We start from the raw sequence: 22,474 nt of genomic DNA, 5'->3' as shown, positions 1-22,474 counted from the left end.
GCTCCAGACTCCAACCGGCGCTAACAGGCCGGAGCAGCGCCCATTTCCTTCTAGAAGCTCCACTTCCTGGCAGCGAATCCCAAAGGCGTCGCACCGGAGTACGGCACCAGGTCCAGGGGGTGCATCCACGCATCGGAGAAGTGGATGTTCAGATGGAGAGCCAAGGGCAACAACACATCCCGATCCGGCACCGCATCTACCTGCATGAGCGATGACCCCGGCGACGGCGACCTGTCAAGATTGCCGTTCTTGGGATCCGTCCATTGCAGATGACCTTTACCAAGGACCCACACACTGTCCGGCCATTCGATCGGGTCACGTCCCGCACACCAATCCATCAGATGGCTGCCGATCGTCTCAAGGTTCAGACTGCCAAAGGCAACGATCATCCCGGATGTCGGGAAAAAGCTAAACGTCTTGCCATAGGCAGATGTGGAGCGAGGGATGAGACCCGGAACCGGCCTGTAAGCCACTTTTCCAAGCCGGCGAACCTTGGCAATCTTCTCGCAGGCATCCACCAGCTGCGCTTTATCGAGTTTTGTCTTTACCTCAACCACGCCGTAGACGCACTCGCTAGGAATGATTCTGTAACCGTTCAGTGTCGTGAACGGCGGCGTCCCTCGATCAATCAGCACGATGTCACACTGCGGCGAAACATCCCCGGCAGAGGCCACAATCTCAGCACTGTGGACAGCCTCAACATGCGACGGCAGGTAGCCCGAGAGGAACTCGCGCACCAACGCCTCGCGTGACGTGCCAGCCTCACCGTTGTGGTTGAAGTTCCGGGACTGCTCAAAGTCGGCGTGCATCTTCTTGGCCACGGAGCCGAGGATCATGCCGAGCTTCTCTTGGGTCATGCCCGGATCCTAGGCTCCTCCGTGTGGCCGCGGTCGGCCGTTGCAGCTACTCGTCGGCCGCTTCTGGCACGCCCGTGGCACAGCCTGAGTAGCTCCGCGGCAACAACGAAGGGCCAGCACCACCGGATCACCCCGGTGAGCTGGCCCTTCTGGCGTTCCCGCCGCGGAGCCCCCTGTCGGGTTCGAACCGACGACCCCCGCTTTACAAGAGCGGTGCTCTGGCCAGCTGAGCTAAGGAGGCATGGTGACCGTCCGCGACATGGTCACGGCGGCACCGGGGGCAGTCTACCGGGCGGGGGTCGGGCGATGGTGGCATATCCGGGGGATGGACCGGGCGGGGCCCGGGCGGGGCAGGTGGGCGGGCGTGATGGAACCGATGCCGAAATCGGGTGGGCCGGGGGCTGACAAGCGGCGAAGGCGCAGGTAGCGTCGCCTGGAGTCGCCGTGTGCAGTGGTTCAGACCACTGGGCGGGCGGCGCGACATCCACCCTTTACTCGGATCGTCCGGCACGTTCCTGCCGGTGAAGGAGAGCACAGCCATGGCTTCTGTGACGTACGACAAGGCGACCCGCGTCTACCCCGGGGCCGACAAGCCCTCCGTGGACGCGCTGGACCTGGACATCGCGGACGGGGAGTTCCTCGTCCTGGTCGGCCCCTCGGGCTGCGGCAAGTCGACCAGCCTGCGCATGCTGGCGGGCCTGGAGGACGTCAACAGCGGCGCGATCCGCATCGGCGACCGCGACGTGACGCACCTGCCGCCGAAGGACCGGGACATCGCGATGGTGTTCCAGAACTACGCGCTGTACCCGCACATGACCGTCGCGGAGAACATGGGCTTCGCGCTCAAGATCGCGGGCGTCAACAAGACGGAGATCCGGGCCAAGGTCGAGGAGGCCGGGAAGATCCTGGACCTCACCGCGCTGCTGGACCGCAAGCCGAAGGCGCTCTCCGGCGGTCAGCGCCAGCGTGTCGCGATGGGCCGCGCGATCGTCCGCGAGCCGCAGGTCTTCCTGATGGACGAGCCGCTGTCGAACCTGGACGCCAAGCTCCGCGTCTCGACCCGCACCCAGATCGCCGGCCTCCAGCGCCGTCTGGGCATCACCACCGTGTACGTCACGCACGACCAGACCGAGGCGCTCACCATGGGCGACCGGGTCGCGGTGCTCAAGGACGGCCTGCTCCAGCAGGTCGACACCCCCCGCAACATGTACGACCGGCCCGCCAACCTCTTCGTGGCCGGCTTCATCGGCTCGCCCGCGATGAACCTGGTCGAGGTGCCGCTGGTCGACGGCGGCGTGAAGTTCGGCGGCTCGGTCGTCAACATCTCCCGCGAGGACCTCGCCGGCGCCGGCACCGACAAGACCGTGACCGTCGGCATCCGCCCGGAGCACTTCGAGATCGTCCCGAGCGGCGGCATCGAGGGCGTCGCCGTCACCGTCAACGTGGTCGAGGAGCTCGGCTCGGACGGCTTCGTCTACGGCACCACCAAGATCGGCGGCGAGGACAAGGACCTGGTCGTCCGCGTGCACGGCCGCCAGATCCCGGCGCGCGGCGAGACCATCCACGTCGTGCCGATCGCCGACGAGACCCACGTGTTCTCCACCAGCTCCGGTGCCCGCCTGAGCAACTGAGCGACCCGGCGCCCCCCTGCCCGAGGACGTGGGGCCCGGGCGCGGAGCAGCGCAGGACGGAGCCCCGTCGGACCATCGCGGTCCGGCGGGGCTCCGCCGTCAACCGGCCTTCGTCAACACGATGAAGGGACGAACCGGGACACCACGTCACTCGATGGTGTAACGGAGGGCGATCCGGCCCCTACCCGGCGCTACTCTCCTGAGCGTGAAGCAGCTTGTTCGCCGTATCGGCCAGACCATCGCCCTCACTCTGCCCGTCGTCCTGGTGACCACGGGCACCCTCGCCGTGACCAGGGTGCCGTGGGCTCCGCCGACGGGCCTGGACCAGCAGGTGGTGGCGGCGTCCAGCGGGGACGGCGCCGGCATCGGCCGGGCGTCCACCGGCAAGGCTCCGGAGGGGCTCGACCCGCAGGACGCGCTGCGCGTCGCCCTGCTGGACGAGCTGCGCGCGCACAACCCGGGCACCGCGCTGGACCTGCTGGAGCGCTCGATGCGCGAGCAGCCGGCGCTGACGCCGTACTGCAGCACGCTCGCCACCGAGCTGGGCAAGGCGGCGGTGCGCAAGTACCAGGGGGACGCCCAGCGGGCCCGTTCCTTCGCCCGCCCGGTCTGTGACGGCTCGTTCGCCTCGGGAACCACCGGCTGACCCTCCCTGCCACTGTGGGCCGCCACCGGCGCGCGCCTATTGTGCAGGCATGACCGCTGACACCACGCCCCCGCGGGCGCCGCAGCCTCCCACGCCCCAGCAGACCGTCGTCACCCAGGCCGTCATCCTGGCCGGCGGCCAGGGCTCCCGGCTGCGGCCCTACACGGACGACCGCCCGAAGCCGCTGGTCGAGATCCCGGGGACGGGCACGCCGATCCTGGGGCACCAGCTGGCCTGGCTCGCCTCCGAGGGCGTCACCGACGCGGTGATCTCCTGCGGGCACCTGGCCGACGTACTGGAGGAGTGGCTCGACAAGGCCGACCTGCCGCTGCGGGTCCGCACCGTCGTCGAGGCCGAGCCGCTCGGACGCGGTGGCGGTCTGAAGTACGCGGCCAAGGCGCTGCCCCGGCCGGGCGAGCCCTGGTACGCCACCAACGGCGACATCTGGACCAGGTTCAGCCTGCGCGACATGGCCGCCTTCCACCACGAGCGGGGCGCCGTCGCGACCCTCGCGCTGGCCCGGCCGCGGATTCCGTGGGGTGCGGTGGAGACCGACCAGTTCGGCAACGTGCTGGACTTCATCGAGGCCCCGCCCTCGCCGTTCCTCATCAACGCCGGGCTGTACGTGTTCAGTCCGGAGTTCGCCGAGCTGCTGCCGGACGTCGGCGACCACGAGCGCACCACGTTCCCGCAGCTGGCCCGCGGCAAGCGACTGGCCGGGTACCAGCTGCCGCAGGGCGTCTACTGGCGTGCCATCGACACCGCGAAGGACCTCACCGAGGCGGCCAAGGAGCTCGCCGCGGGGGCAGGCCGCACTCCCGGCTAGACGCTCTCCCCGCGGGCCCTCAGGAGGCCGCAGGGCGGCCACCGCACGGCCATCGGCGCCCCCGCGCCCGAATTGGGGGCGGCCACCGCACGGCAATCGGCCGGGTGCTCCCCCACGGAGCACCCGGCCGATCCGTTCCCCGGCCCCTGAGGGGCCGGAGCCCCCAAGCGACCGGACGGCCCGTCAGGTCGACGTCGGCGACCCCGGTCGCGAACTGCGGGCGCCGCCGGACAGCTCGGACAGCGGCCCGCTGCCCAGCACCCCGCCCAGCAGGCCCGAACCGGAGCCGGTGCTCTGGCTGGGCTTGGGCGCCGTCCCCGAACCGCCCGGCGCTGGTGTGGTGCGCTGCGCGGAGGACGAGCCGGCCGGCGCGGCGGCCGACGGTGCCGCCGACGGCGCCGAGCCGGTACCGCCGGTCTCGGGCTTGGTCGACCGCGCCTTGCCGCTCGGGGTGGCCGTCGCGGCCTTCGACGAGGCCGAGGCCGGGGTCGGCGGCGCGGACGCACTCGGCGTCGGCGAGGCGGGCCGGGAGGGAACGGGCGAGGGCGAGGTGGACGGGCCCTGCCCGCCGGGCGCCACGGACGGCCCGCCGCTCGGCCAGACCGGCGTGCCGTAGTCGGTGGCCGGCCGGGACGGCGCGGGGTGCGGACGGCCGCCGGTGCGGACCGCGGCGCCCAGCATCGCCCCGAGGACCAGGGTCAGGCCGACCACCACCGTGGTGACCACGGCGCCACGCCGCAGCACCCGGCGGCGCAGCGCCCCCGGTGCGCCGGAGCCGTACCGGCGCCAGGCCTCCAGGTTGAGCCGCCCGTCCAGCGAGGCGTACGGCGCTCCGGCGATCAGCAGCGGACTCCAGGCCGCCAGGAAGATCAGGTCGGGCGTGTCGTAGACCGGCACGGACCGCCAGCTGACGGTGAAGAGCAGCGCGGCGGAGAGCAGCATCGCCGCCCCTGCCGCGAGCCGCTGCCAGAGGCCGAGGAGGGTCAGCACGCCCACCACGATCTCGGTGAACGACACCACCAGGCCCGAGCCCACCGGGTGCGCCATCGCGAAGGACAGCAGCGGCTCGGCGACCTTCCACGGGTGCAGCGAGGAGAGCCAGCGCATCATCGAGCCGCGCTCGCCGCCGTCGAAGTACACCGGGTCGCAGAGCTTGCTGAACCCGGCGTAGACGGAGAGCGAGCCCAGCACGGCGCGCAGCGGCAGCAGCACCAGGCCGAGGTCGACCCGGCGGCCGGGGTACCAGGGCTGCCTGCCCTCGGCGGACGCGGCCGAGACCTCGGGCAGCTCGCCGCTGGGCGTCCAGCCCTGCGGCACGCCGACCGAGCCGACGCCGGCCTCGGTGGCCGTCCCGCCGCCCTCGCGCGGCTGGCGCGGGACGGTCCGGGCGCCCGCGTACGGCGGGATCACCTGGGTGTCGTAGCCGGCCGGGTCTCCGTCGCCCATGCCGCGCCTGCCGACCCCGGCCGGCGCGGGCACGCCACTGAGCCGGACGGCGTCCAGCAGCTGGGTGGCCGCGAGGTCCCCGGGGGGCGCCTGCCCGGTCCAGGTGACGGCGGTGACCCGGCCCTTGCGGCGCGGCGCACCGGCGCCGCCGGCCCCTGCGAACGCCGGCACGGCGGAGGCGGGCACGACGACCTGCGGGGTGACCAGCGGACGTCGGATCAGGCCCTGGGTGGCGTACGGGTCGCCGAACGCGGCGCCGGTGGACAGCAGTCCGGCCGGGGCCTCGATCAGCGGCGCCACCGGGGTGCCGAGCCGGAGCCGGAAGCTCGCCTGGGTGCTGCTGAGGCGCGCGGGGTCGGACGGCACCTTGACGGTGTTGAGGCCGGGGCCCGCGTCTATCCCGGTGCTGCCGCCGCCCAGGAGGGGGCGCCGAGGTGTTCTGGTGTCCACACCCGTCTAACCGGGTGACACCCGGTTAGGACACTCTCGCGAGTGGATATCCGGCGCCCACTTGAAGTGATCATGAGTAAAGCGATCGGGCCCGGTCGGGCCCGATCGCTTTCACCCGGATTGCGGACGCGCTGCGGAAAATTCGAAAGATCGCCTGCGCCGCGCGACTCGCCTGTGCTGGGCCGAGAGCCCGCCTCAGCCGACCTTGCTGCGCAGGCGCGCGGCCTCGTACAGCACGATGCCCGCGGCGACGCCGGCGTTCAGCGACTCGGTGGCACCCGGCATCGGGATCCGCACCCGGATGTCGCAGGTCTCCGAGACGAGCCGGGACAGGCCCTTGCCCTCGCTGCCCGCGACGATCACGACCGGGCCGGACAGCGCCTCCAGGTCGCCGACCTCGGCCTCCCCGTCGGCGGCCAGACCGACCACCATCAGGCCGGCCTTCTGGTACGCCTCCAGCGCCCGGGTGAGGTTGGTGGCGCGGGCGACGGGCAGCCGCGCCGCGGCACCGGAGGAGGTCTTCCAGGCACCGGCGGTCATGCCGGCCGCCCGGCGCTCGGGGATGACCACGCCGTGCGCGCCGAAGGCGGCGGCGGAGCGGACCACGGCGCCCAGGTTGCGCGAGTCGGTGACGCCGTCCAGCGCCATGATCAGCGCGTCCTCACCGGCGTCGGCGGCGTCGGCCAGCAGGTCCTCGGGGTGCGCGTACTCGTACGGCGGGACCTGGAGCACCAGGCCCTGGTGGTTCATGCCGCCGGTCATCTGGTCCAGCTGGGGCCGCGGGGCCTCCATCAGCGGGATGCCGCGGTCGTTGGCGGCCTGGAAGGCGTCGCGGACCCGGTCGTCGGTGTCGATGAACTGCATGACGTACAGCGCCGTGGCCGGAACGCCGCCCTGCAGGGCCTCGACCACCGAGTTGCGGCCGAACACCAGCTCGGCGGCACCGGCGCCGCCGCGGCCGCCCCGGCCGCCGGCGCCGGCCCGGCGCATGCCGGCCCGGGCCTTGGCGTCCCGCTCGCGCTTCAGCGCGGCGTTGGCCTGGCGCTGCTTCGGGTGGCCCTTGCGCTCCGCGCCGGGAGGGGTCGGGCCCTTGCCCTGGAGCGCCTTCCGGCTGTGGCCGCCGGTACCGACACTCGCGCCCTTCTTCGATCCGGGGTTGCGACGGTTCCTGCGTGCACTGTTGCCGGCCATGGCTGTACTTCCTGTCTGTCCGGCATGCCCGGCCGCCCGGTGGAAACCGGAGCCGGCCGACGGCATGCGCTACGTCATGCGGGAGGGCCGCACCGGTCCGGTACGGCCCACCCTCACCCCGATCGTCAGATGGGGTTACTGGCTGTTGATCGTCCAGCGCGGGCCGGACGGGGTGTCCTCGATCGCCAGCCCGGCCACGCCGAGCTGGTCGCGGATGGCGTCCGCGGTGGCGAAGTCCTTGCGGGCCCGGGCCGCCTGCCGCTGCTCCAGCACCATCCGGACCAGCGAATCGACCACGCCGTGCAGGTCGTCACCGCGCTCCGCCCCGGCCCAGTGCGGGTCGAGCGGATCGAGACCCAACACTCCGAGCATCGCACGGACCTCGGCCAGACGCGCCACCGCGTTCTCCTTGTCGTCCGCGGTGAGGGCGCTGTTGCCCTGGCGGACGGCGGTGTGCACGATGGCCAGCGCCTGCGGAACGCCCAGGTCGTCGTCCATCGCCTCGGCGAAGGCCGGCGGCACCTCGGGCGCCGCGTCGACCGGCCCGCAGCGTTCGACGGTCCGCTGGACGAAGCCCTCGATCCGGCCGAAGCCGGCCTCGGCCTCGCGCAGCGACTCCTCGCTGTACTCGATCATCGAGCGGTAGTGCGGGGCGGCCAGGTAGTAGCGGAGCACGATCGGCCGCCAGCGCTGGACCATCTCGGAGACCAGCACCGAGTTGCCCAGCGACTTGCTCATCTTCTCACCGGCCATGGTGACCCAGGCGTTGTGCACCCAGAAGTTCGCGAAGTCGTCGCCGTACGCCTTGGACTGGGCGATCTCGTTCTCGTGGTGCGGGAAGATCAGGTCCAACCCGCCACCGTGCACGTCGAAGGCCGCGCCGAGGTACTTGTGGGCCATCGCCGAGCACTCCAGGTGCCAGCCCGGGCGGCCGCGGCCCCACGGGGTGTCCCAGCTCGGCTCACCGGGCTTGGTGGCCTTCCACATCGCGAAGTCGCGCGGGTCGCGCTTGCCGGTCTCGCCCTCGCCCGCGGGCTGGCGGAGGTCCGCCAGCTTCTGGTTGGAGAGCGCGAGGTACTCGGGGTACGACTTCACGTCGAAGTAGACGTTGCCGTCGGCCGCGTAGGCGTGCCCCTTCGCGATGAGCGTCTGCATCATCTCGATCATCTCGGGGACGTGCCCGGTCGCCCGCGGCTCGACGGTCGGCGGCAGGCAGCCCAGGGCCGAGTAGCCGTCGTTGAAGGCGCGCTCGTTCTCGTAGGCGATCTGCCACCACGGGGTGCCGAGCTGGCGCTCCTTGGCGATCACCTTGTCGTCGATGTCGGTGACGTTCCGGGCGAAGGTCACCTGGTAGCCGCGGTAGGCGAACCACCGCTGCATGATGTCGAAGTTGAGGCCGGACCGGATGTGCCCGATGTGAGGCGCCGACTGGACGGTAGCGCCGCACAGGTAGATCGAGACACAACCCGGTACAAGCGGGACGAAGTCGCGTACCTGGCGGGTGCTGGTGTCGTACAGGCGAATGCTCACAGCGTCAAGCGTAGTGGGCAGCAGGGGGTGCCCCGCGACATTCTCGAATGTCAATACCGCGGCTGCGCCGTTTCTTCTCCGTGACTTGGTGGAGGCGCCCCCTCCGTGCCGGACCGCCGGACCGGCCGCTCAGAGGTTGCCGACCACCTTGCGCGGGGCGATCCGCACGACCACCCGCACATCGTCCGGGCCGTCGAAGCGGTAGACCTTCTCGCCGCGGTACTTGTGCGCCAGCTCGTCGATCAGCTCCCGGCCGCCCTCCCGGGTGAGCGTGACCTCGCCGCGCACCTCCAGGTAGGAGTACGGGCTCTCCGGAGGGTTGACCACCAGGGAGATCCGCGGGTCCTTCAGCAGGTTGAGGTGCTTGCGGCGGCCCTCGACGGTGGAGAACAGGACGTCGTCGCCGTCCCGCTTCACCCAGACCACGGAGGACTGGGGGCTTCCGTCGGGCTGGATCGTGGAAACGACGGCGAAGCTCTTGCCGTCGATCAGGGCCTTGGCCCGGTCGGAGAGATGCGCGGTCATCGGGACCTCTTCTCGTCAAGCGGCGTACGGGAGGCCCCTGCCGAGGGGCCCGCACCGAACCGTAGCGACTCCCGCCCCGGCAGGGCGTCCTGAACACCCGTCAACCTCAGGGTGTCCCCGGAACGGACCCCTGCGCCCGGCCGGTGAGACCCAGGCCGGGCCGGGCCCCCGGCCTGGGCGGCCCCTCAGCGCCGCTCGTACACCAGGGCGGTGGCGATCGCCGCCAGGCCCTCGGCCCGGCCGGTGAGGCCCAGGCCGTCGGTGGTGGTGCCCGAGACCGAGACGGGCGCGCCGACCGCCGCCGAGAGCGCGGCCTGGGCCTCGTCCCGGCGCTTGCCGATCTTCGGCCGGACGCCGATCACCTGGACGGAGACGTTGCCGATCTCGAAGCCGGCCTCGCGCACCAGCCGGGCCGCCTCCTTGAGCAGCGTGACGCCGGAGGCGCCCGACCACTCCGGCCGGTCGGTGCCGAAGTGCGCGCCCAGGTCGCCGATCCCGGCGGCCGAGAACAGCGCGTCGCAGGAGGCGTGCGCGGCCACGTCGGCGTCCGAGTGCCCGGCCAGGCCGTACTCGGCGCCCGGCCACTCCAGCCCGGCGACCCACAGCGGCCGGCCGGCCTCGAAGGCGTGCACGTCGGTGCCGATGCCCACCCGGGGGATCAGCGGTACGGCGGGCCCGGCGGCCGTCGTCGGATCAGTAGCCATCGGATGCCCTCCGGCGGGCGAGTACGGCCTCGGCGAGCACGAGGTCCAGCGGACGGGTCACCTTGAACGCCTCTTCGTGGCCGGGCACCACCACCACCCTGCCGCCGAAGCGCTCCACCAAGCCGGCGTCATCGGTGACCGGCGGCAGGCCGCCCTCGGCCTCCTCGGTCAGCGCCTTGGCGTGCACCCCGGCCAGCGTCTCCCGGCGGAAGCCCTGGGGCGTCTGGACCGCCCGCAGGGTGGCGCGGTCGGGCGTGTCGAGCACCGGCTCGGGCCCGCCCGGGTTGGGCTCGACCCGCTTGACGGTGTCGGCCAGCGGGACGGCGGGCACCACGGCCTCGGCGCCGGACCGGACGGCGGCCGCGACCGCGTCCACCACCTCGACCGGGACGAGCGGCCGGGCCGCGTCGTGCACCAGGACGATCTCCACCTCGGGCGGGATGGCGGCGAGACCGAGCCGGACCGACTCCTGGCGGGTCGCCCCGCCGGCCACCACCCGGACGTCCTTGCCGTCCAGCCCGTGGCTGTCGAGCAGGCCGACCACCTCGGCGACCCCGTCGGCCGGCGCGGCGACCACGACCAGGCCGACCGCCCGGCTGCGGGCGAGCGCCCTGACGGCGTGCACCAGGAGCGGCACCCCGCCCAGTTCCCGCAGGGCCTTGGGGGCTCCGGGCCCCAACCGCTCACCGCGTCCCGCGGCGGGCACCACTGCTGCTGCAACTGCTGCTGCGGCGTTCAGGTTTCACTCCTTCGGCGAAGTGGGTATGGCCATGGCGTGCACGACGAGCGCGTGCACGACGGGCGTCCGGACCCCTTCCGAAAGCACCATGGTCCCCCCGCCCGCCGACCACGCACCGCGGCACACGCAGAACGCAGTACGCGCAGGAACGGTCATGCAGACCCGGGACCGGCCGGCTCGGGTGAGGGGGCGTCGTCCGGACACGCCTCAGCGCCCGAAGTGCCACTGCACCACTCCAGGACGTTTCGTCCGGGGAGCGGCGCGCCGGCATCGGGCGCTGTGAGCGGTGGGCGGCAGCCCGACTGCACTACGAGGCGAGCACCTCGTCGAGCAGCGTCTCCGCCTTGTCCTCGTTGGTGTTCTCGGCCAGCGCGAGCTCGCTGACGAGAATCTGGCGTGCCTTGGCGAGCATGCGCTTCTCGCCGGCCGACAGACCGCGCTCGCGCTCGCGACGCCAGAGATCGCGCACAACCTCGGCGACCTTGATAACGTCACCCGAGGCGAGCTTCTCCAGGTTCGCCTTGTAGCGACGGGACCAGTTGGTCGGCTCTTCGGTGTACGGTGCGCGGAGCACCTCGAAGACCCGGTCCAGACCCTCCTGGCCGACCACATCGCGCACGCCGACGAACTCCGCGTTCTCGGCGGGCACGCGGAGCGTCAGGTCTCCCTGCTGCACCTTGAGCACCAGGTAGGTCTTGTCCACACCTTTGATCTGGCGAATTTCGATGGCCTCGATCAGCGCGGCCCCGTGATGGGGGTAGACCACCGTGTCGCCAACCTTGAACGTCATGTGACAGGACCCCTTCCGTGGCTTTCCAGAATAACACGCTTTTCGGCGCACCCGAAGGGCGTTTTCGCAGGTCAGGGCGGGTCTCGGGGCTTGACAAGGACCCCCATGACGTGCTGCGACCGATGTTCGACGGGGGCTTACCGCAGGTCGGAGGCGGTTCCGGCGCCCACCGAAACCTGCGGCAACACTCCCGAAACCGCGATTGGATCTTGAGTTTTCACCGTTTATCGGGCCGTTTCCCGATCGTGATCCGATCTTGGTCGATTTTGACCTGGACACGGCGATGTGCCGCCGTACGGGCGCCCGGGACAGCTTCGGCGGGCGACACGGGGACCACCCCGTGAGGAGCGCATAAGCAAGGTCGATAATCTGAGACCCGACCACCCGCCACGTGACCTAGGAGAAGCCGCCGCCGTGAGCCGCAGCCTTCGAGTCGGCAGCATCGCCGCCATCGCCGCCCTCGCCATCGCCTCGCTGTCGTCCTGCGCGGCCGGCAACACGCCGGACACTCTGGAGATCAAGCCCGACAACGCCCAGGCGACGCTGGGCACCAACATCCGGCTGAACAACATCGTCGTCGTCACCGGCGACGAGCCCTCCGGTGAGTACACCGGTCCCGTCAACGTGACGGTGAACATCAGCAACTCCGGGAAGACGCCGATCGAGCTGCAGTCCGTCGCCGTCGGCACCAGCGCCGCCGCCCTGCTCGACGAGAAGGGCGCCCCGGTGGGCTCCCTCGTCATCCCGGCCGGCGGCACGGTGCTGCTGGGTGGCGACGGCAACCCGTCCGCCAAGGTCCCCGCCGCCACCGTGGTCGTCGGCGGCTACGCGCCCACCGAGTTCGCCTTCAAGAGCGGCGAGAAGGTCGGGACCGAGGCCGCCGTCAGCCCGAACGCGGGCCTGTACAAGGGCTGGGGCCCCGGCCCGGCGGCCGCCCCGTCCAAGCCCGCGGGCTCGCCGTCCGCCCCCGCCGCGACCACCGTCCCCGCCACCGGCGCGGCCACCCCGGGCGCCACGCCGTCCGGCGCCGCCGCTCCGGCCGGTACCGCCACGCCGGCCGCCGGGACCCACTGACCCGCGGCCGTCCAGGGCTGAACGACAGGGGGATGGCCCCTCCGGCACCTGCCGGAGGGGCCATCCCCCTGTGCTCGTGTCCGCTGCCGTGTCCGCGCGTGCGGCCCGGCCCGGGTTTACGGCTCGAACTTGTAACCGAGGCCGCGGACCGTCACCAGGTAGCGCGGCGCGCCCGGGTCCGGCTCGATCTTCGCCCGCAGGCGCTTCACGTGGACGTCCAGCGTCTTGGTGTCGCCGACGTAGTCCGCGCCCCAGACCCGGTCGATCAGCTGCATCCGGGTGAGCACCCGGCCCGCGTTGCGCAGCAGCATCTCCAGCAGGTCGAACTCCTTGAGCGGCAGGTCCACCTTGGCGCCGTCCACCGTCACCACGTGGCGGTCGACGTCCATCCGGACCGGGCCCGCCTCCAGCGCGCCCGGACCGCCGCCCTCGCCGGGGCCCTCGGTCTCGCCGCGCCGACGCAGCACCGCGCGGATCCGGGCGACCAGCTCGCGGGTGGAGTACGGCTTGGTGACGTAGTCGTCCGCACCTATCTCCAGGCCGACGACCTTGTCGATCTCGCTGTCCTTGGCGGTGACCATGATCACCGGGACGCTGGAGCGCACCCGGAGCTGGCGGCAGACCTCGGTGCCGGGCAGGCCCGGCAGCATCAGGTCGAGCAGGACGAGGTCGGCACCGTTCCGTTCGAACTGCTCGAGCGCGTCGGGGCCGGTGGCGGCGATGGCCACCTCGAAGCCCTCCTTGCGGAGCATGTACGACAGGGCGTCGCTGAACGACTCCTCGTCCTCGACCACCAGTACTCGGGTCACGATCAGGCCTCCGGGGCAAGCTGGGGGGTTGTTTCTGACAGGAGTTGCGCGGACTCCCCGGCGGGGAGCGTGTGGTCCGCGGGCGCCTGCCCGGCAGGCAGGCGCAGGGTGAAGGTGGAGCCCTGGCCCTCGACGCTCCACACCGAGACGGTGCCCCCGTGCGAGGCGGCAACGTGCTTGACGATGGAGAGACCGAGGCCGGTGCCGCCGGTCTGGCGGGAGCGGGCCGGGTCGACGCGGTAGAAGCGCTCGAACACCCGCTCGCGGTCCTTCTCGGAGATGCCGATGCCCTGGTCGGTGACCGAGATCTCGATCAGCTCGCCGTCGGCCTCGCCGAGGGCGGCGGCGCTGGAGATCCGGCGGGTCGCTATCGCCACGCGGGTGCGCGGCGGGCTGTAGTTGACCGCGTTCTCCACCAGGTTGCCCAACGCGGCGGCCAGCTGGCCCCGGTTGCCGTGCAGGTAGAGGCCGGCGATGCCGCCGGCCGCGATCAGGATCTGCTTGGCGGCCGCCTGCTGGCGGCAGCGGTCGATCGCCTCGGCGATCAGCTCGTCCACCGAGACCGGCTCCGGGTCGACCATCAGCCGGTCATCCTGGACCCGTGAGAGGTCGATGATCTCCTGGACCAGGCTGGCCAGCCTGGTCGCCTCGATCTGCATCCGGCCGGCGAAGCGCTGGACCGCCTCCGGGTCGTCGGACGCGTCGGCGACCGCCTCGGAGAGCAGCGAGAGCGCGCCGACGGGGGTCTTGAGCTCGTGGCTGACGTTGGCGACGAAGTCGCGGCGGACCGCCTCGACCCGACGGCGGTCGGTCTGGTCCTCGACCAGTACCAGGACCAGCCGGGAGCCCAACGGGGCGACCCGGACGGACACCGCGAGGGGCTCGGCGGTGCGCGCCGTGCCCGGGCGCGGCACCTCCAGCTCGACCTGGCGGATCTCGCCGTCCCGGCGGGTGGCACGGGCCAGCGCGAGCATCGGGTCGACGGCGACCGCGCCGCCGCGCACCAGGCCCATCGCGTACGCCGCCGAGCTGGCCTTGACCACCTCGTCGCCCTCGCCGAGCACGATCGCGCAGGATCGGAGCACGGAGAGTACGGTGTCGACCCCCGGGGGAAGCGGGGGCTCGTGGGTGCCTGCGCCGAGCGCCTGCTGCCGGTTCTTGCCGCTGGTTCCGCCGTGTCTGCTCCTGGCCTGTTCGCGCTCGCTCCAACGGAAGGCGATGGAGGCCGTGAGGCCGACGCCGAGCCCGGCTATGGCGCAGGCAGCGGCGGCGGCCACGTTCACGTCCATGCGGCCAGCCTAAGCGCACAGCCAGGCCACTCCCCAAGGGTCGGATCAAGGGATCGGCCGCGCGTTGCCGAGAATTCACCTTCACGTAGCTGCCGATTCACTGCACGGGTCGTGCGTGGTCGCCCGGACGGCCGAGAGTTGGCCACGCAGCCCGTGTGGGAGGGGTGGCGGACCGAACACCCGTCCGCCGGCCCCGGTGCGCGCGTACCATTCGCGCCACCAGCAGCGGTCACCCGAACGCCGTACCGACGGTCGTACGGGACGACCGGTCGGCACCGCCACCGACATAGCTACTGAGGAGAGAGCATGCGCGACGCGTACCACGAGGAACTCGACTCGATCGGCGACAGCCTGGTCGAGATGGCCCGGCTGGCCGGTTCGGCGCTGGGCCGAGCCACCACCGCACTCCTCGACGCGGACCTGGCGCTGGCGGAGAGCGTGATCGCCGCCGACGGGAAGATCAACGACCTGCACCACGAGCTGGAGAACCGGGCGATCGACCTGCTCGCCCGCCAGCAGCCGGTCGCCACCGACCTGCGCATCGTCGTCACGTCGCTGCGGATGAGCGCCGACCTGGAGCGCTGCGGCGACCTCGCCCGGCACGTGGCCAAGGTCGCGCGGCTGCGCTACCCCGACTCGGCCGTTCCGCGCGACCTGCACGCGACCGTCCTGGAGATGGGCCAGCTCGCCCAGCGGCTGGTGGCCAAGGCGGGCCTGGTGATCGCCACCAAGGACGTCGAGAAGGCGCTGGAGCTGGAGCAGGACGACGACGCGATCGACGCGCTGCACCGCGAGCTGTTCGCGCACCTGATCGACGACCGCTGGCACCACGGCATCGAGACGGCCGTCGACGTCACCCTGGTCGGCCGCTACTACGAGCGCTTCGCCGACCACGCGGTCTCGGTGGCCAAGCGCGTGGTGTACCTGGTGACCGGCGAGCACGTGGACGAGTTCGTCGCCGCCACCGAGGCCGCGGAGGCCGCCGGGAAGTGACCCGGCGGGTGGGGCGCTCACCCTGCGGGGTGAGTAAACCTCGGGCAGAGGTGGTGAGGGCGCACGGCCTTTCGGGCGCCCCACCACTGCGCGCCCGTTGACGCTCCCTCCGATCGGCGGTTTCACTCGATGCCGTAGGCACCGAAGTGTGCCCCTCACAAGGAGGGTCCAGCGCGATGAAGGCAAACCCGACTCGACCGACCCCGGCACACGACACCGTTGAGCCGCCCGCCCCGAAGCTGCTGCCCGTCCTTGCGGCCGGCTGCGGCTGCGGTCCGGGCTGCGGCTGCGGCTGCCAGTCCGGCGCCCCCTGCCAGTGCGGCGGCGTCAGCGGAGGCTGCTGCGGGCACTGAGCCCGGCGCCCGGCGGAGTTCCGGGGTGCGCGGCCGCCGTGGGAGGCGGTCGCGAACGTCGGACGACGCAACGGCGACGGCCCCACTCCCGCACACGCGGGGAGTGGGGCCGTCTCGTCTTCGGGCTACTTCTTGCCCTGGTTCTTGACCGCCTCGATGGCGGCGGCGGCGGCGTCCGCGTCGAGGTAGCGGCCGCCCTTGGCGACCGGCTTGAAGTCGGCGTCCAGCTCGTAGACCAGGGGGATGCCGGTCGGGATGTTGAGGCCGGCGATGTCCTCGTCGGAGATGCCGTCGAGGTGCTTGACCAGCGCACGCAGGCTGTTGCCGTGGGCGGTGACCAGGACGGTCTTGCCGGCGGCGAGGTCCGGGACGATGGCGTCGTACCAGTACGGGAGCATCCGGTCGACGACGTCCTTGAGGCACTCCGTGCGCGGACGCAGCTCGCTCGGGATGTCCGCGTAGCGGGCGTCACCGGCCTGCGAGTACTCGGCGTCGTCGGCCAGCACCGGCGGCGGGGTGTCGTACGAGCGGCGCCAGAGCTGGAACTGCTCCTCGCCGAACTCGGCCAGCGTCTGGGCCTTGTCCTTGCCCTGGAGGGCGCCGTAGTGGCGCTCGTTCAGACGCCAGCTGCGGCTGACCGGGATCCAGTGGCGGTCGGCCTTGTCCAGGGCGATCTGCGAGGTACGGATCGCACGGCGCAGCAGCGAGGTGTGCACCACGTCGGGGAAGAATCCCTCGGCGGCGAGGAGCTCGCCACCACGTGCGGCCTCCTTCTCGCCCTTCTCGTTGAGGTCGACGTCGACCCAACCGGTGAACAGGTTCTTCTGGTTCCACTGGCTCTCGCCGTGGCGGAGGAGGATGAGTCGGTACGTCGTGTCAGCCATGGCCCCCAGCTTAGTGGAGGCCCAAAAACCCCCTGGTTCGGACCTCCCCCCACGTGTAATGTGCGCACTGCATCTGTGCCACTTACCTGGCCGCTGTTCGGACCTGCCGGTACCGCTCAGCGGCACACCTGCCGCCCGGGAGCCCCCACATGCCCGATCTGCCCGTCTCCGCCCGAATCCGGAGAGCCGCGAGCGAGACGATGGGCGGGATGCCCCGGCAGTTCTGGTGGCTCTGGACAGGCACCCTGATCAACCGGCTCGGCGGGTTCGTCGTCACGTTCCTGGCGCTCTACCTGACGGCGGATCGGGGCTACTCGGCGTCGTACGCGGGTCTGGTCGCCTCGCTGTTCGGCCTCGGTTCGGCGATCGCGGCAGTCGGCGCCGGGGTGCTGACCGACCGGATCGGACGGCGGCCGACGCTGGTCGCCGCGCAGCTCGGTACCGCGCTGTTCACGACGGTGCTCGGCTTCACGGACGGGCAGGTGGCGATCGCCGCGGTCGCCTTCCTGGTCGGCCTCTGCAACAACGCGACGCGGCCGGCGACCTCGGCGATCATCGCGGACATCGTGCCCGCCGAGGACCGCGTCCGCGCCTACTCGCTGAACTACTGGGCGATCAACATCGGCTTCGGCCTCTCCGCGGCGGCCGCCGGCCTGATCGCCACCCATGGCTACCTGACGCTCTTCCTGCTGGACGCGCTCTCCACCCTGGTCTGCGCGGTGGTCATCTTCGTCCGGATCCCCGAGACCAAGCCGGACGCTCCGGCCGCGCAGGCAGGCGAGCCCGCGATCGGGCTCGGCACGGTGTTCCGGGACGCCCGCTTCATGGCGGTGGTGGCGCTCAACCTGCTGCTCGCCCTCGTCGCCCAGCAGGGCAGCACCACACTGGCCGTGGACATGGGCCGGGCCGGCATCACCTCCACCCAGTACGGGCTGGTGATCGGCCTCAACGGGCTGCTCATCGTGCTGCTGCAGATCCCGCTCACGCGGTGGATGGAGAACCGCAACCGGACCGCGCTGCTGGTCGCCAGCGCGCTGTTCATCGGCTGGGGCTTCGGGCTGACCGCGCTCGCCGGGTCGTCCGCCTGGTTCTACGCCTTCACCGTCGCGGTCTGGACGATCGGCGAGATCCTGAACGCGCCGACCATGATGGGCCTGGTCGCCGAGCTGTCGCCGACTCACGCCCGTGGCCGCTACCAGGGCGTGTACTCGCTCTCCTGGTCGCTCGCCTCGTTCCTCGGGCCGGCGGCCGGCGGGGTGCTGCTGGAGCGGGCCGGCGGTGGCGCCATGTGGGGCGCCTGCGCGGTCTGCGGCACGATCGCGGCGGCCGGGTACGTGGTGCTCGGGCGGCGGCCGGGCGCGGCGACGGCGGGGGTGGCCGGGGGCGCGAGCACCTCGGTGGCGCCCGGGAAGACGGACGCCGAGGCCGAGCCGGCCCCGGCGGCTTGCTGAACCCGGGGCTGCTCGGCGGGGGCCGTCGGGCGGCCGGGCGGCGGTACAACCCGACGCGGGCGGTTCGACGGCGGGGCCCCTCGACGGCGGGGCTACTCGGCGGCGGGGCTACTCGGCGACGGCCTCGGACGCGGGTGCAGCCTCGGTCTCGGGCGCGGCCCCGGTGGCCGGTCCGGCGAGGTGGGCGAAGGCGGCCAGGTTGCGGGTGGACTCCCCGCGCTTGGTCCGCCACTCCCACTCGCGCCGGATGGCGGAGGCGAAGCCCAGCTCCAGCAGGGTGTTGAACGGCTCGTCGGCGTTGTCCAGCACCGTCCCGAGCAGCCGGTCCACCACGTCCGGGGTGAGCACCTCCAGCGGCAGCCGGCCCGCCAGGTAGACGTCGCCGAGCGCGTCGATCGCGTAGGCGACGCCGTACAGCCGGGTGTTGCGCTCCAGCAGCCACCGGTAGACGGCCTCGTGGTTCTCGTCCGGGCGGCGGATCACGAAGGCGTTCACCGAGAGGGTGTGGTCGCCGGCCCGGAGCGCACAGGTGGTGCTCAGCTTGCGGGTGCCCGGGAGGGTCGCCACCAGCGTGTACGGGTCGGTGGTGGCCGGCTCCCAGGCCACCCCGGCGTCGTCCAGCGCGGTGCGCAGGAGGGTCAGGGCCTCGTCCTTGGTGCGGATTGCCATGGGGGTGACGTTACTCGGCGGTACCGGCACCCGAAAGCGGGGCGGGCTCAGGCCAGACGGCGGCGGGATCCGCCGAGACGGCCGGCCGGGCGGGCCAGGCTGCCTGCGTACACCTCGGCGGTGGTCGCCGCCGCGGTGTCCCAGCCGAACCCGGCGGCGTGCCGGGCCGCCGCCGCCCCCTGCCGGGCGAGCAGGCCCGGCTCGGTGACGTACGGCTCCAGCGCATGGGCCCAGGCCTGCGGGTCGTGGCCGCGGACCAGGGTGCCGGTCACACCGTCCCGGACCGCGACCGGCAGGCCGCCGACCGCGGCCGCCACCACCGGCGTCCCGCAGGCCTGCGCCTCCAGCGCGACCAGCCCGAAGGACTCGCTGTACGAGGGCATCACCAGCGCCGTCGCCGCGCGGTACCACTCGGCGAGCTGGGCCTGCCCGACCGGCGGGTGGAACCGGACCACGTCACAGATGCCCAGCTGGGCGGCGAGCTTGTGCAGGCTCTCCGGCTTGGCCAGCCCGGTGCCGGACGGACCGCCGACCACGGGCACCACCAGCCGCTCGCGCAGCTCCGGCTGCCGCTCCAGCAACGCAGCGACCGCACGGAGCAGCACGTCCGGCGCCTTCAGCGGCTGGATCCGGCCGGCGAAGAGCAGCACCGCGGCGTCCTGCGGCAGGCCGAGCCGGGCCCGCGCGGCGGCGCGCGCCTCCGGGCCGCCCGGGCGGAAGACGTCCAGGTTGACGCCCGGGTGGACGACGGCCAGCTGGTCCGGGCGGGCCGCGTAGTGCAGGGCCAGCTCGGCGGCCTCCTCGGTGGTGTTGGCGATCAGCCGGTCGGCTGCCTCGACCACCTGCGTCTCGCCGATCACCCGGGCGGCCGGCTCGGGGGTGTCCCCCTCGGCCAGCGCGGCGTTCTTGACCTTCGCCATGGTGTGCATGGTGTGCACCAGCGGCACGCCCCAGCGCTGGGCGGCCAGCCAGCCGACCTGGCCGGAGAGCCAGTAGTGCGAGTGGACCAGGTCGTAGTGGCCGGGGCGGTGGCCGGCCTCCGTCCGGAGCACACCGTGGGTGAAGGCACAGAGCTGGGCCGGCAGGTCCTCCTTGACCAGCCCCTCGAACGGGCCGGCGGTGACGTGCCGGACCAGGACGCCCGGGGCCAGCTCGACGGTGGGCGCGTCGTCCGAGCAGATCGCCCGGGTGAAGACCTCGACCTCGATGTCCAGCGCGGCGAGCCGCTTGGCCAGCTCCACGATGTAGACGTTCATGCCGCCGGCGTCGCCGGTGCCGGGCTGGTGCAGCGGGGAGGTGTGGACGGAGAGCATGGCTATCCGGCGCGGGCGGCGCCGGCCACCCGTGACCAGCGACTGGAGCCGGCCCCGCACGGGCGGGGTCGGCTGGGCACGGCGTACCGAACGGACGGGGTGCTGGATCACCTGGCTGAAGCCTCCTCTGTGCTGCCCGCCTCTGCAGCCCTGCTCTGTCTCCGCGGCGCTCCGCAGCCTGCCTGCCTGCCGTGCGCCGCCTGCCGTACGGTGTGTGCGCCACCGCCCACACCGCACCACCGCGTCGCGGTCGCGGCGCGGCGGTGAGCTACCCCGTCCGGGCACGCATCACCACCAGTGTGCCAACCACCGGGTGACCGACCGGCATTCCCGTCTCAGCACATGAGATGACCCCCGGCGACGGACGGGCGGCGGTACGCCGGACGCGGGCTCGCCGGCGCGGGGCGGGGCGGGGTACAGCGGGCGGGGTACAGCGGAGCGCGGTACGACGGGCCTGGGCGCGCGGGGCGTCGGAACGGACGGGCCGGGGCGGGGGCGGACGGCAGGGCGCCCGGGGGCGGCCGCGTACGCTTTTCGGCATGGCCGCCTCCTTCGACTCCGTGACCACGCCTGCCCGCGGGCGGGCGGGGCGGCCGGTGGGGACCGTCACCCGCGGCACCACCAACACCAACCGCCTCCGGCGGATGGACCGCTGGATCGCCCACACGCTGGGCCCCGCGCTGCGCTCCGCCGACCGCCCGCCGGTCGCCGTCGACCTCGGGTACGGCGCCGCGCCGTGGACGGCGGTCGAGCTGTCCGGGCGGCTGCGGGCGGTGCGGGCGGACGTCCGCGTGGTGGGGATCGAGATCGAGCCGGAGCGGGTCGCGGCCGCGCTGCCGTACGCGGAGCCGCCGCTGCTCACCTTCCGGCGCGGCGGCTTCGAGGTGCCGCTGGACGGCGGCGCGCCCGCCCAGCTGATCCGGGCCGCCAATGTGCTGCGGCAGTACGAGGAGTCGGCGGTGGCCGGGGTCTGGGAACGGCTCTGCGCCCGGCTGGCTCCGGACGGGCTGCTGGTCGAGGGGACCTGTGACGAGGTCGGACGCCGGCACGTCTGGGTCGCGCTCGGGCCGCAGGGCCCGCGGACGGTGACCTTCGCGGCCCGGCTCGGCGGGCTCGGGCAGCCGTCCGACCTGGCGGAGCGGCTGCCCAAGGCGCTGATCCACCACAACGTGCCGGGCCGGCCGGTGCACGCCTTCCTCACCGACTTCGACCGGGCCTGGGCGGCGGCCGCGCCCTACGGGGCGTTCGGGGCCCGGCAGCGCTGGGTGGCCGCCTGCACGGCGCTGGCCGGCAGCTGGCCGCTGGTGGACGCGCGCGGGCGGTGGCGGCAGGGCGAGGTCACCCTTCCGTGGACGGCGCTCGCCCCGTAGGCGCCCGGCTGGCGCCTACGGCTGCCGCGCTGCTGAGCGAGCCCGGGGATTCACTCGAACGAGTTATCGAATATCTCTGGCGTGTTGACGCCTGGTCACGCCACCATGGGGGCATCCGATCGGCGCCTCAGTCCTGCCCCTCCGACCCCTGCCCCTCCTCCTTACTTCCGCCCCTCCGACTCCATCGCCCGCCAGACCCGTTCGAATGTCCCGTACGCCTCGGGGCCGAACAGCACGAACCGCACCTCCGCCGGCTCACCCACCGCCCCCGGCACCTCCGCCACGACGGTGCCGAGCGCGATCCGGGCCGCGTCCTCCAGCGGCCACCCATACACCCCGGTCGACACCGCCGGGAAGGCCACCGTCCGCGCGCCCAGCTCCGCCGCCACCCGGAGCGACTCGCGATAGCAGGAGGCCAACTGCTCCGCCCGCACGTCGTACTCCTCCTCCCGGTAGACCGGCCCCACCGTGTGCACCACCCAGCGGGCCGGCAGCCGCCCCGCCGTGGTCGCCACCGCCTGCCCGGTGGGCAGGCCCCGGCCCCAGTGCGAGGCCCTGAGCCTGCGGCACTCCTCCAGAATCCGCGGCCCGCCCTTGCGGTGGATCGCACCGTCCACACCGCCACCACCGAGCAGAGAGGAGTTGGCGGCGTTCACGACCGCGTCCACCTGCTGTTCCGTGATGTCACCCTCGACCAGGGTGATCCGTGTCACCACCGTGTCCGCCCTTCCGGGCCCGGCCCGGCGCCTGTCGGCAGGGCCCCGGTCGTCGCCATGTCCTGTTCACCACACCACCACCGGCGTGGCACCCACACAACCGTGCCGGTCGGCCAGAGAGTTCCCCGGAGATCACGTTATGGTCGCGAGAAGTTCCCCGACGCAGGGTGCCACGCGGGCACTGCGGACGGACGCCGACCGTTACGCACTCGGGGAAA

At 72.6% G+C, this 22,474-nt stretch carries 21 protein-coding genes and 1 tRNA gene; 7 read left to right on the top strand and 15 right to left on the bottom strand.

Annotation, left to right across the window (positions count from 1 at the left end; genetic code table 11):
* Positions 1-50 precede the first annotated feature (50 nt).
* Both OG286_RS22475 and OG286_RS22470 read right to left on the bottom strand, forming a co-directional pair.
* Complete coding sequence (locus tag OG286_RS22475) at positions 51-857, bottom strand: DUF6602 domain-containing protein (protein ID WP_405365734.1); 807 nt, start codon at positions 855-857, stop codon at positions 51-53.
* A gap of 167 nt (positions 858-1,024) precedes the next feature.
* Positions 1,025-1,098: transfer RNA gene (locus tag OG286_RS22470), tRNA-Thr, on the bottom strand.
* A 298-nt stretch (positions 1,099-1,396) separates the two neighbouring features.
* On the opposite strand from OG286_RS22470, the gene OG286_RS22465 reads away from it, so the two are divergent.
* The 3 genes from OG286_RS22465 to OG286_RS22455 all read left to right on the top strand — a co-directional run bounded on the left by OG286_RS22465 (position 1,397) and on the right by OG286_RS22455 (position 3,960).
* Complete coding sequence (locus OG286_RS22465) at positions 1,397-2,488, top strand: ABC transporter ATP-binding protein (RefSeq protein WP_396321935.1); 1,092 nt, start codon at positions 1,397-1,399, stop codon at positions 2,486-2,488.
* A 205-nt stretch (positions 2,489-2,693) separates the two neighbouring features.
* Complete coding sequence (locus tag OG286_RS22460) at positions 2,694-3,134, top strand: hypothetical protein (RefSeq protein ID WP_396321936.1); 441 nt, start codon at positions 2,694-2,696, stop codon at positions 3,132-3,134.
* A 49-nt stretch (positions 3,135-3,183) separates the two neighbouring features.
* A complete protein-coding gene (locus OG286_RS22455; RefSeq protein ID WP_396321937.1) occupies positions 3,184-3,960 on the top strand; it encodes an NDP-sugar synthase in 777 nt (258 codons plus the stop codon).
* Positions 3,961-4,143: 183 nt separating this feature from the next.
* On the opposite strand, the gene OG286_RS22450 is transcribed toward OG286_RS22455, so the two are convergent.
* From OG286_RS22450 to OG286_RS22420, 7 genes are all read right to left on the bottom strand, one after another.
* Positions 4,144-5,856, bottom strand: coding sequence for a DoxX family membrane protein (locus tag OG286_RS22450; RefSeq protein ID WP_396321938.1), 1,713 nt, complete (start codon positions 5,854-5,856; stop codon positions 4,144-4,146).
* 195 nt (positions 5,857-6,051) lie between these two features.
* Complete coding sequence (gene rlmB, locus OG286_RS22445) at positions 6,052-7,047, bottom strand: 23S rRNA (guanosine(2251)-2'-O)-methyltransferase RlmB (RefSeq protein ID WP_396321939.1); 996 nt, start codon at positions 7,045-7,047, stop codon at positions 6,052-6,054.
* A 135-nt stretch (positions 7,048-7,182) separates the two neighbouring features.
* Positions 7,183-8,577, bottom strand: coding sequence for a cysteine--tRNA ligase (gene cysS, locus OG286_RS22440; protein ID WP_396321940.1), 1,395 nt, complete (start codon positions 8,575-8,577; stop codon positions 7,183-7,185).
* Between the two features lie 129 nt (positions 8,578-8,706).
* Positions 8,707-9,102, bottom strand: a complete 396-nt coding sequence (locus OG286_RS22435) for a PPOX class F420-dependent oxidoreductase (RefSeq protein ID WP_396321941.1) — start codon at positions 9,100-9,102, stop codon at positions 8,707-8,709.
* 185 nt (positions 9,103-9,287) lie between these two features.
* On the bottom strand, positions 9,288-9,806 hold the full coding sequence (gene ispF / locus OG286_RS22430) for a 2-C-methyl-D-erythritol 2,4-cyclodiphosphate synthase (RefSeq protein ID WP_396321942.1): 519 nt from the start codon (positions 9,804-9,806) through the stop codon (positions 9,288-9,290).
* The gene (ispD, locus tag OG286_RS22425; protein ID WP_396321943.1) at positions 9,796-10,515 is read right to left on the bottom strand and encodes a 2-C-methyl-D-erythritol 4-phosphate cytidylyltransferase; all 720 of its coding nucleotides are present in this window, start codon (positions 10,513-10,515) and stop codon (positions 9,796-9,798) included. Before ispD ends, ispF begins: the two co-directional genes overlap by 11 nt.
* A 337-nt stretch (positions 10,516-10,852) precedes the next feature.
* Positions 10,853-11,335 carry a CarD family transcriptional regulator gene (locus OG286_RS22420; protein ID WP_030244332.1) on the bottom strand — a complete coding sequence of 161 codons (483 nt, stop codon included), beginning with the start codon at positions 11,333-11,335 and terminating at the stop codon, positions 10,853-10,855.
* A gap of 414 nt (positions 11,336-11,749) precedes the next feature.
* Between OG286_RS22420 and OG286_RS22415 the strand changes: the two genes are divergently transcribed.
* The gene (locus tag OG286_RS22415) at positions 11,750-12,409 is read left to right on the top strand and encodes a DUF461 domain-containing protein (protein WP_396321944.1); all 660 of its coding nucleotides are present in this window, start codon (positions 11,750-11,752) and stop codon (positions 12,407-12,409) included.
* A 116-nt stretch (positions 12,410-12,525) separates the two neighbouring features.
* On the opposite strand, the gene OG286_RS22410 is transcribed toward OG286_RS22415, so the two are convergent.
* The gene (locus tag OG286_RS22410) at positions 12,526-13,218 is read right to left on the bottom strand and encodes a response regulator (protein WP_396321945.1); all 693 of its coding nucleotides are present in this window, start codon (positions 13,216-13,218) and stop codon (positions 12,526-12,528) included.
* Between the two features lie 2 nt (positions 13,219-13,220).
* Positions 13,221-14,507, bottom strand: a complete 1,287-nt coding sequence (locus OG286_RS22405; RefSeq protein ID WP_396321946.1) for a sensor histidine kinase — start codon at positions 14,505-14,507, stop codon at positions 13,221-13,223.
* 306 nt (positions 14,508-14,813) lie between these two features.
* Here OG286_RS22405 and phoU point away from each other — a divergent pair, with 306 nt between their 5' ends.
* Positions 14,814-15,500, top strand: coding sequence for a phosphate signaling complex protein PhoU (phoU, locus tag OG286_RS22400; protein ID WP_396321947.1), 687 nt, complete (start codon positions 14,814-14,816; stop codon positions 15,498-15,500).
* A 478-nt stretch (positions 15,501-15,978) separates the two neighbouring features.
* On the opposite strand, the gene OG286_RS22395 is transcribed toward phoU, so the two are convergent.
* Complete coding sequence (locus tag OG286_RS22395) at positions 15,979-16,737, bottom strand: phosphoglyceromutase (protein ID WP_396321948.1); 759 nt, start codon at positions 16,735-16,737, stop codon at positions 15,979-15,981.
* Between the two features lie 149 nt (positions 16,738-16,886).
* Here OG286_RS22395 and OG286_RS22390 point away from each other — a divergent pair, with 149 nt between their 5' ends.
* A complete protein-coding gene (locus tag OG286_RS22390; RefSeq protein WP_396321949.1) occupies positions 16,887-18,188 on the top strand; it encodes an MDR family MFS transporter in 1,302 nt (433 codons plus the stop codon).
* Between the two features lie 108 nt (positions 18,189-18,296).
* Here OG286_RS22390 and OG286_RS22385 read toward each other — a convergent pair whose 3' ends face one another.
* Complete coding sequence (locus OG286_RS22385) at positions 18,297-18,857, bottom strand: YbjN domain-containing protein (protein WP_396321950.1); 561 nt, start codon at positions 18,855-18,857, stop codon at positions 18,297-18,299.
* 47 nt (positions 18,858-18,904) lie between these two features.
* The gene (mshA, locus tag OG286_RS22380; protein ID WP_396322073.1) at positions 18,905-20,230 is read right to left on the bottom strand and encodes a D-inositol-3-phosphate glycosyltransferase; all 1,326 of its coding nucleotides are present in this window, start codon (positions 20,228-20,230) and stop codon (positions 18,905-18,907) included.
* Between the two features lie 479 nt (positions 20,231-20,709).
* On the opposite strand from mshA, the gene OG286_RS22375 reads away from it, so the two are divergent.
* The gene (locus OG286_RS22375; RefSeq protein ID WP_396321951.1) at positions 20,710-21,540 is read left to right on the top strand and encodes a class I SAM-dependent methyltransferase; all 831 of its coding nucleotides are present in this window, start codon (positions 20,710-20,712) and stop codon (positions 21,538-21,540) included.
* A 161-nt stretch (positions 21,541-21,701) separates the two neighbouring features.
* Here OG286_RS22375 and OG286_RS22370 read toward each other — a convergent pair whose 3' ends face one another.
* On the bottom strand, positions 21,702-22,253 hold the full coding sequence (locus OG286_RS22370; RefSeq protein ID WP_396321952.1) for an O-acetyl-ADP-ribose deacetylase: 552 nt from the start codon (positions 22,251-22,253) through the stop codon (positions 21,702-21,704).
* Between the last annotated feature and the right edge of the window lie 221 nt (positions 22,254-22,474).

Source organism: Kitasatospora sp. NBC_00039, from assembly GCF_045160625.1.
Lineage (GTDB): Bacteria > Actinomycetota > Actinomycetes > Streptomycetales > Streptomycetaceae > Kitasatospora.
The sequence above is the reverse complement of the archived record's forward strand: the minus strand, read 5'-3'. Positions and strand labels throughout refer to the sequence as shown.

Excerpts from the sequence above, each read along its gene's own strand:
- OG286_RS22475 (WP_405365734.1), bottom strand. The coding sequence starts at position 857 with ATGACCCAAGAGAAGCTCGGCATGATCCTCGGCTCCGTGGCCAAGAAG.
- OG286_RS22465 (WP_396321935.1), top strand. The coding sequence starts at position 1,397 with ATGGCTTCTGTGACGTACGACAAGGCGACCCGCGTCTACCCCGGGGCC.
- OG286_RS22455 (WP_396321937.1), top strand. The coding sequence starts at position 3,184 with ATGACCGCTGACACCACGCCCCCGCGGGCGCCGCAGCCTCCCACGCCC.
- rlmB (WP_396321939.1), bottom strand. The coding sequence starts at position 7,047 with ATGGCCGGCAACAGTGCACGCAGGAACCGTCGCAACCCCGGATCGAAG.
- OG286_RS22435 (WP_396321941.1), bottom strand. The coding sequence starts at position 9,102 with ATGACCGCGCATCTCTCCGACCGGGCCAAGGCCCTGATCGACGGCAAG.
- ispF (WP_396321942.1), bottom strand. The coding sequence starts at position 9,806 with ATGGCTACTGATCCGACGACGGCCGCCGGGCCCGCCGTACCGCTGATC.
- OG286_RS22420 (WP_030244332.1), bottom strand. The coding sequence starts at position 11,335 with ATGACGTTCAAGGTTGGCGACACGGTGGTCTACCCCCATCACGGGGCC.
- OG286_RS22405 (WP_396321946.1), bottom strand. The coding sequence starts at position 14,507 with ATGGACGTGAACGTGGCCGCCGCCGCTGCCTGCGCCATAGCCGGGCTC.
- phoU (WP_396321947.1), top strand. The coding sequence starts at position 14,814 with ATGCGCGACGCGTACCACGAGGAACTCGACTCGATCGGCGACAGCCTG.
- OG286_RS22395 (WP_396321948.1), bottom strand. The coding sequence starts at position 16,737 with ATGGCTGACACGACGTACCGACTCATCCTCCTCCGCCACGGCGAGAGC.
- OG286_RS22390 (WP_396321949.1), top strand. The coding sequence starts at position 16,887 with ATGCCCGATCTGCCCGTCTCCGCCCGAATCCGGAGAGCCGCGAGCGAG.
- OG286_RS22385 (WP_396321950.1), bottom strand. The coding sequence starts at position 18,857 with ATGGCAATCCGCACCAAGGACGAGGCCCTGACCCTCCTGCGCACCGCG.
- OG286_RS22375 (WP_396321951.1), top strand. The coding sequence starts at position 20,710 with ATGGCCGCCTCCTTCGACTCCGTGACCACGCCTGCCCGCGGGCGGGCG.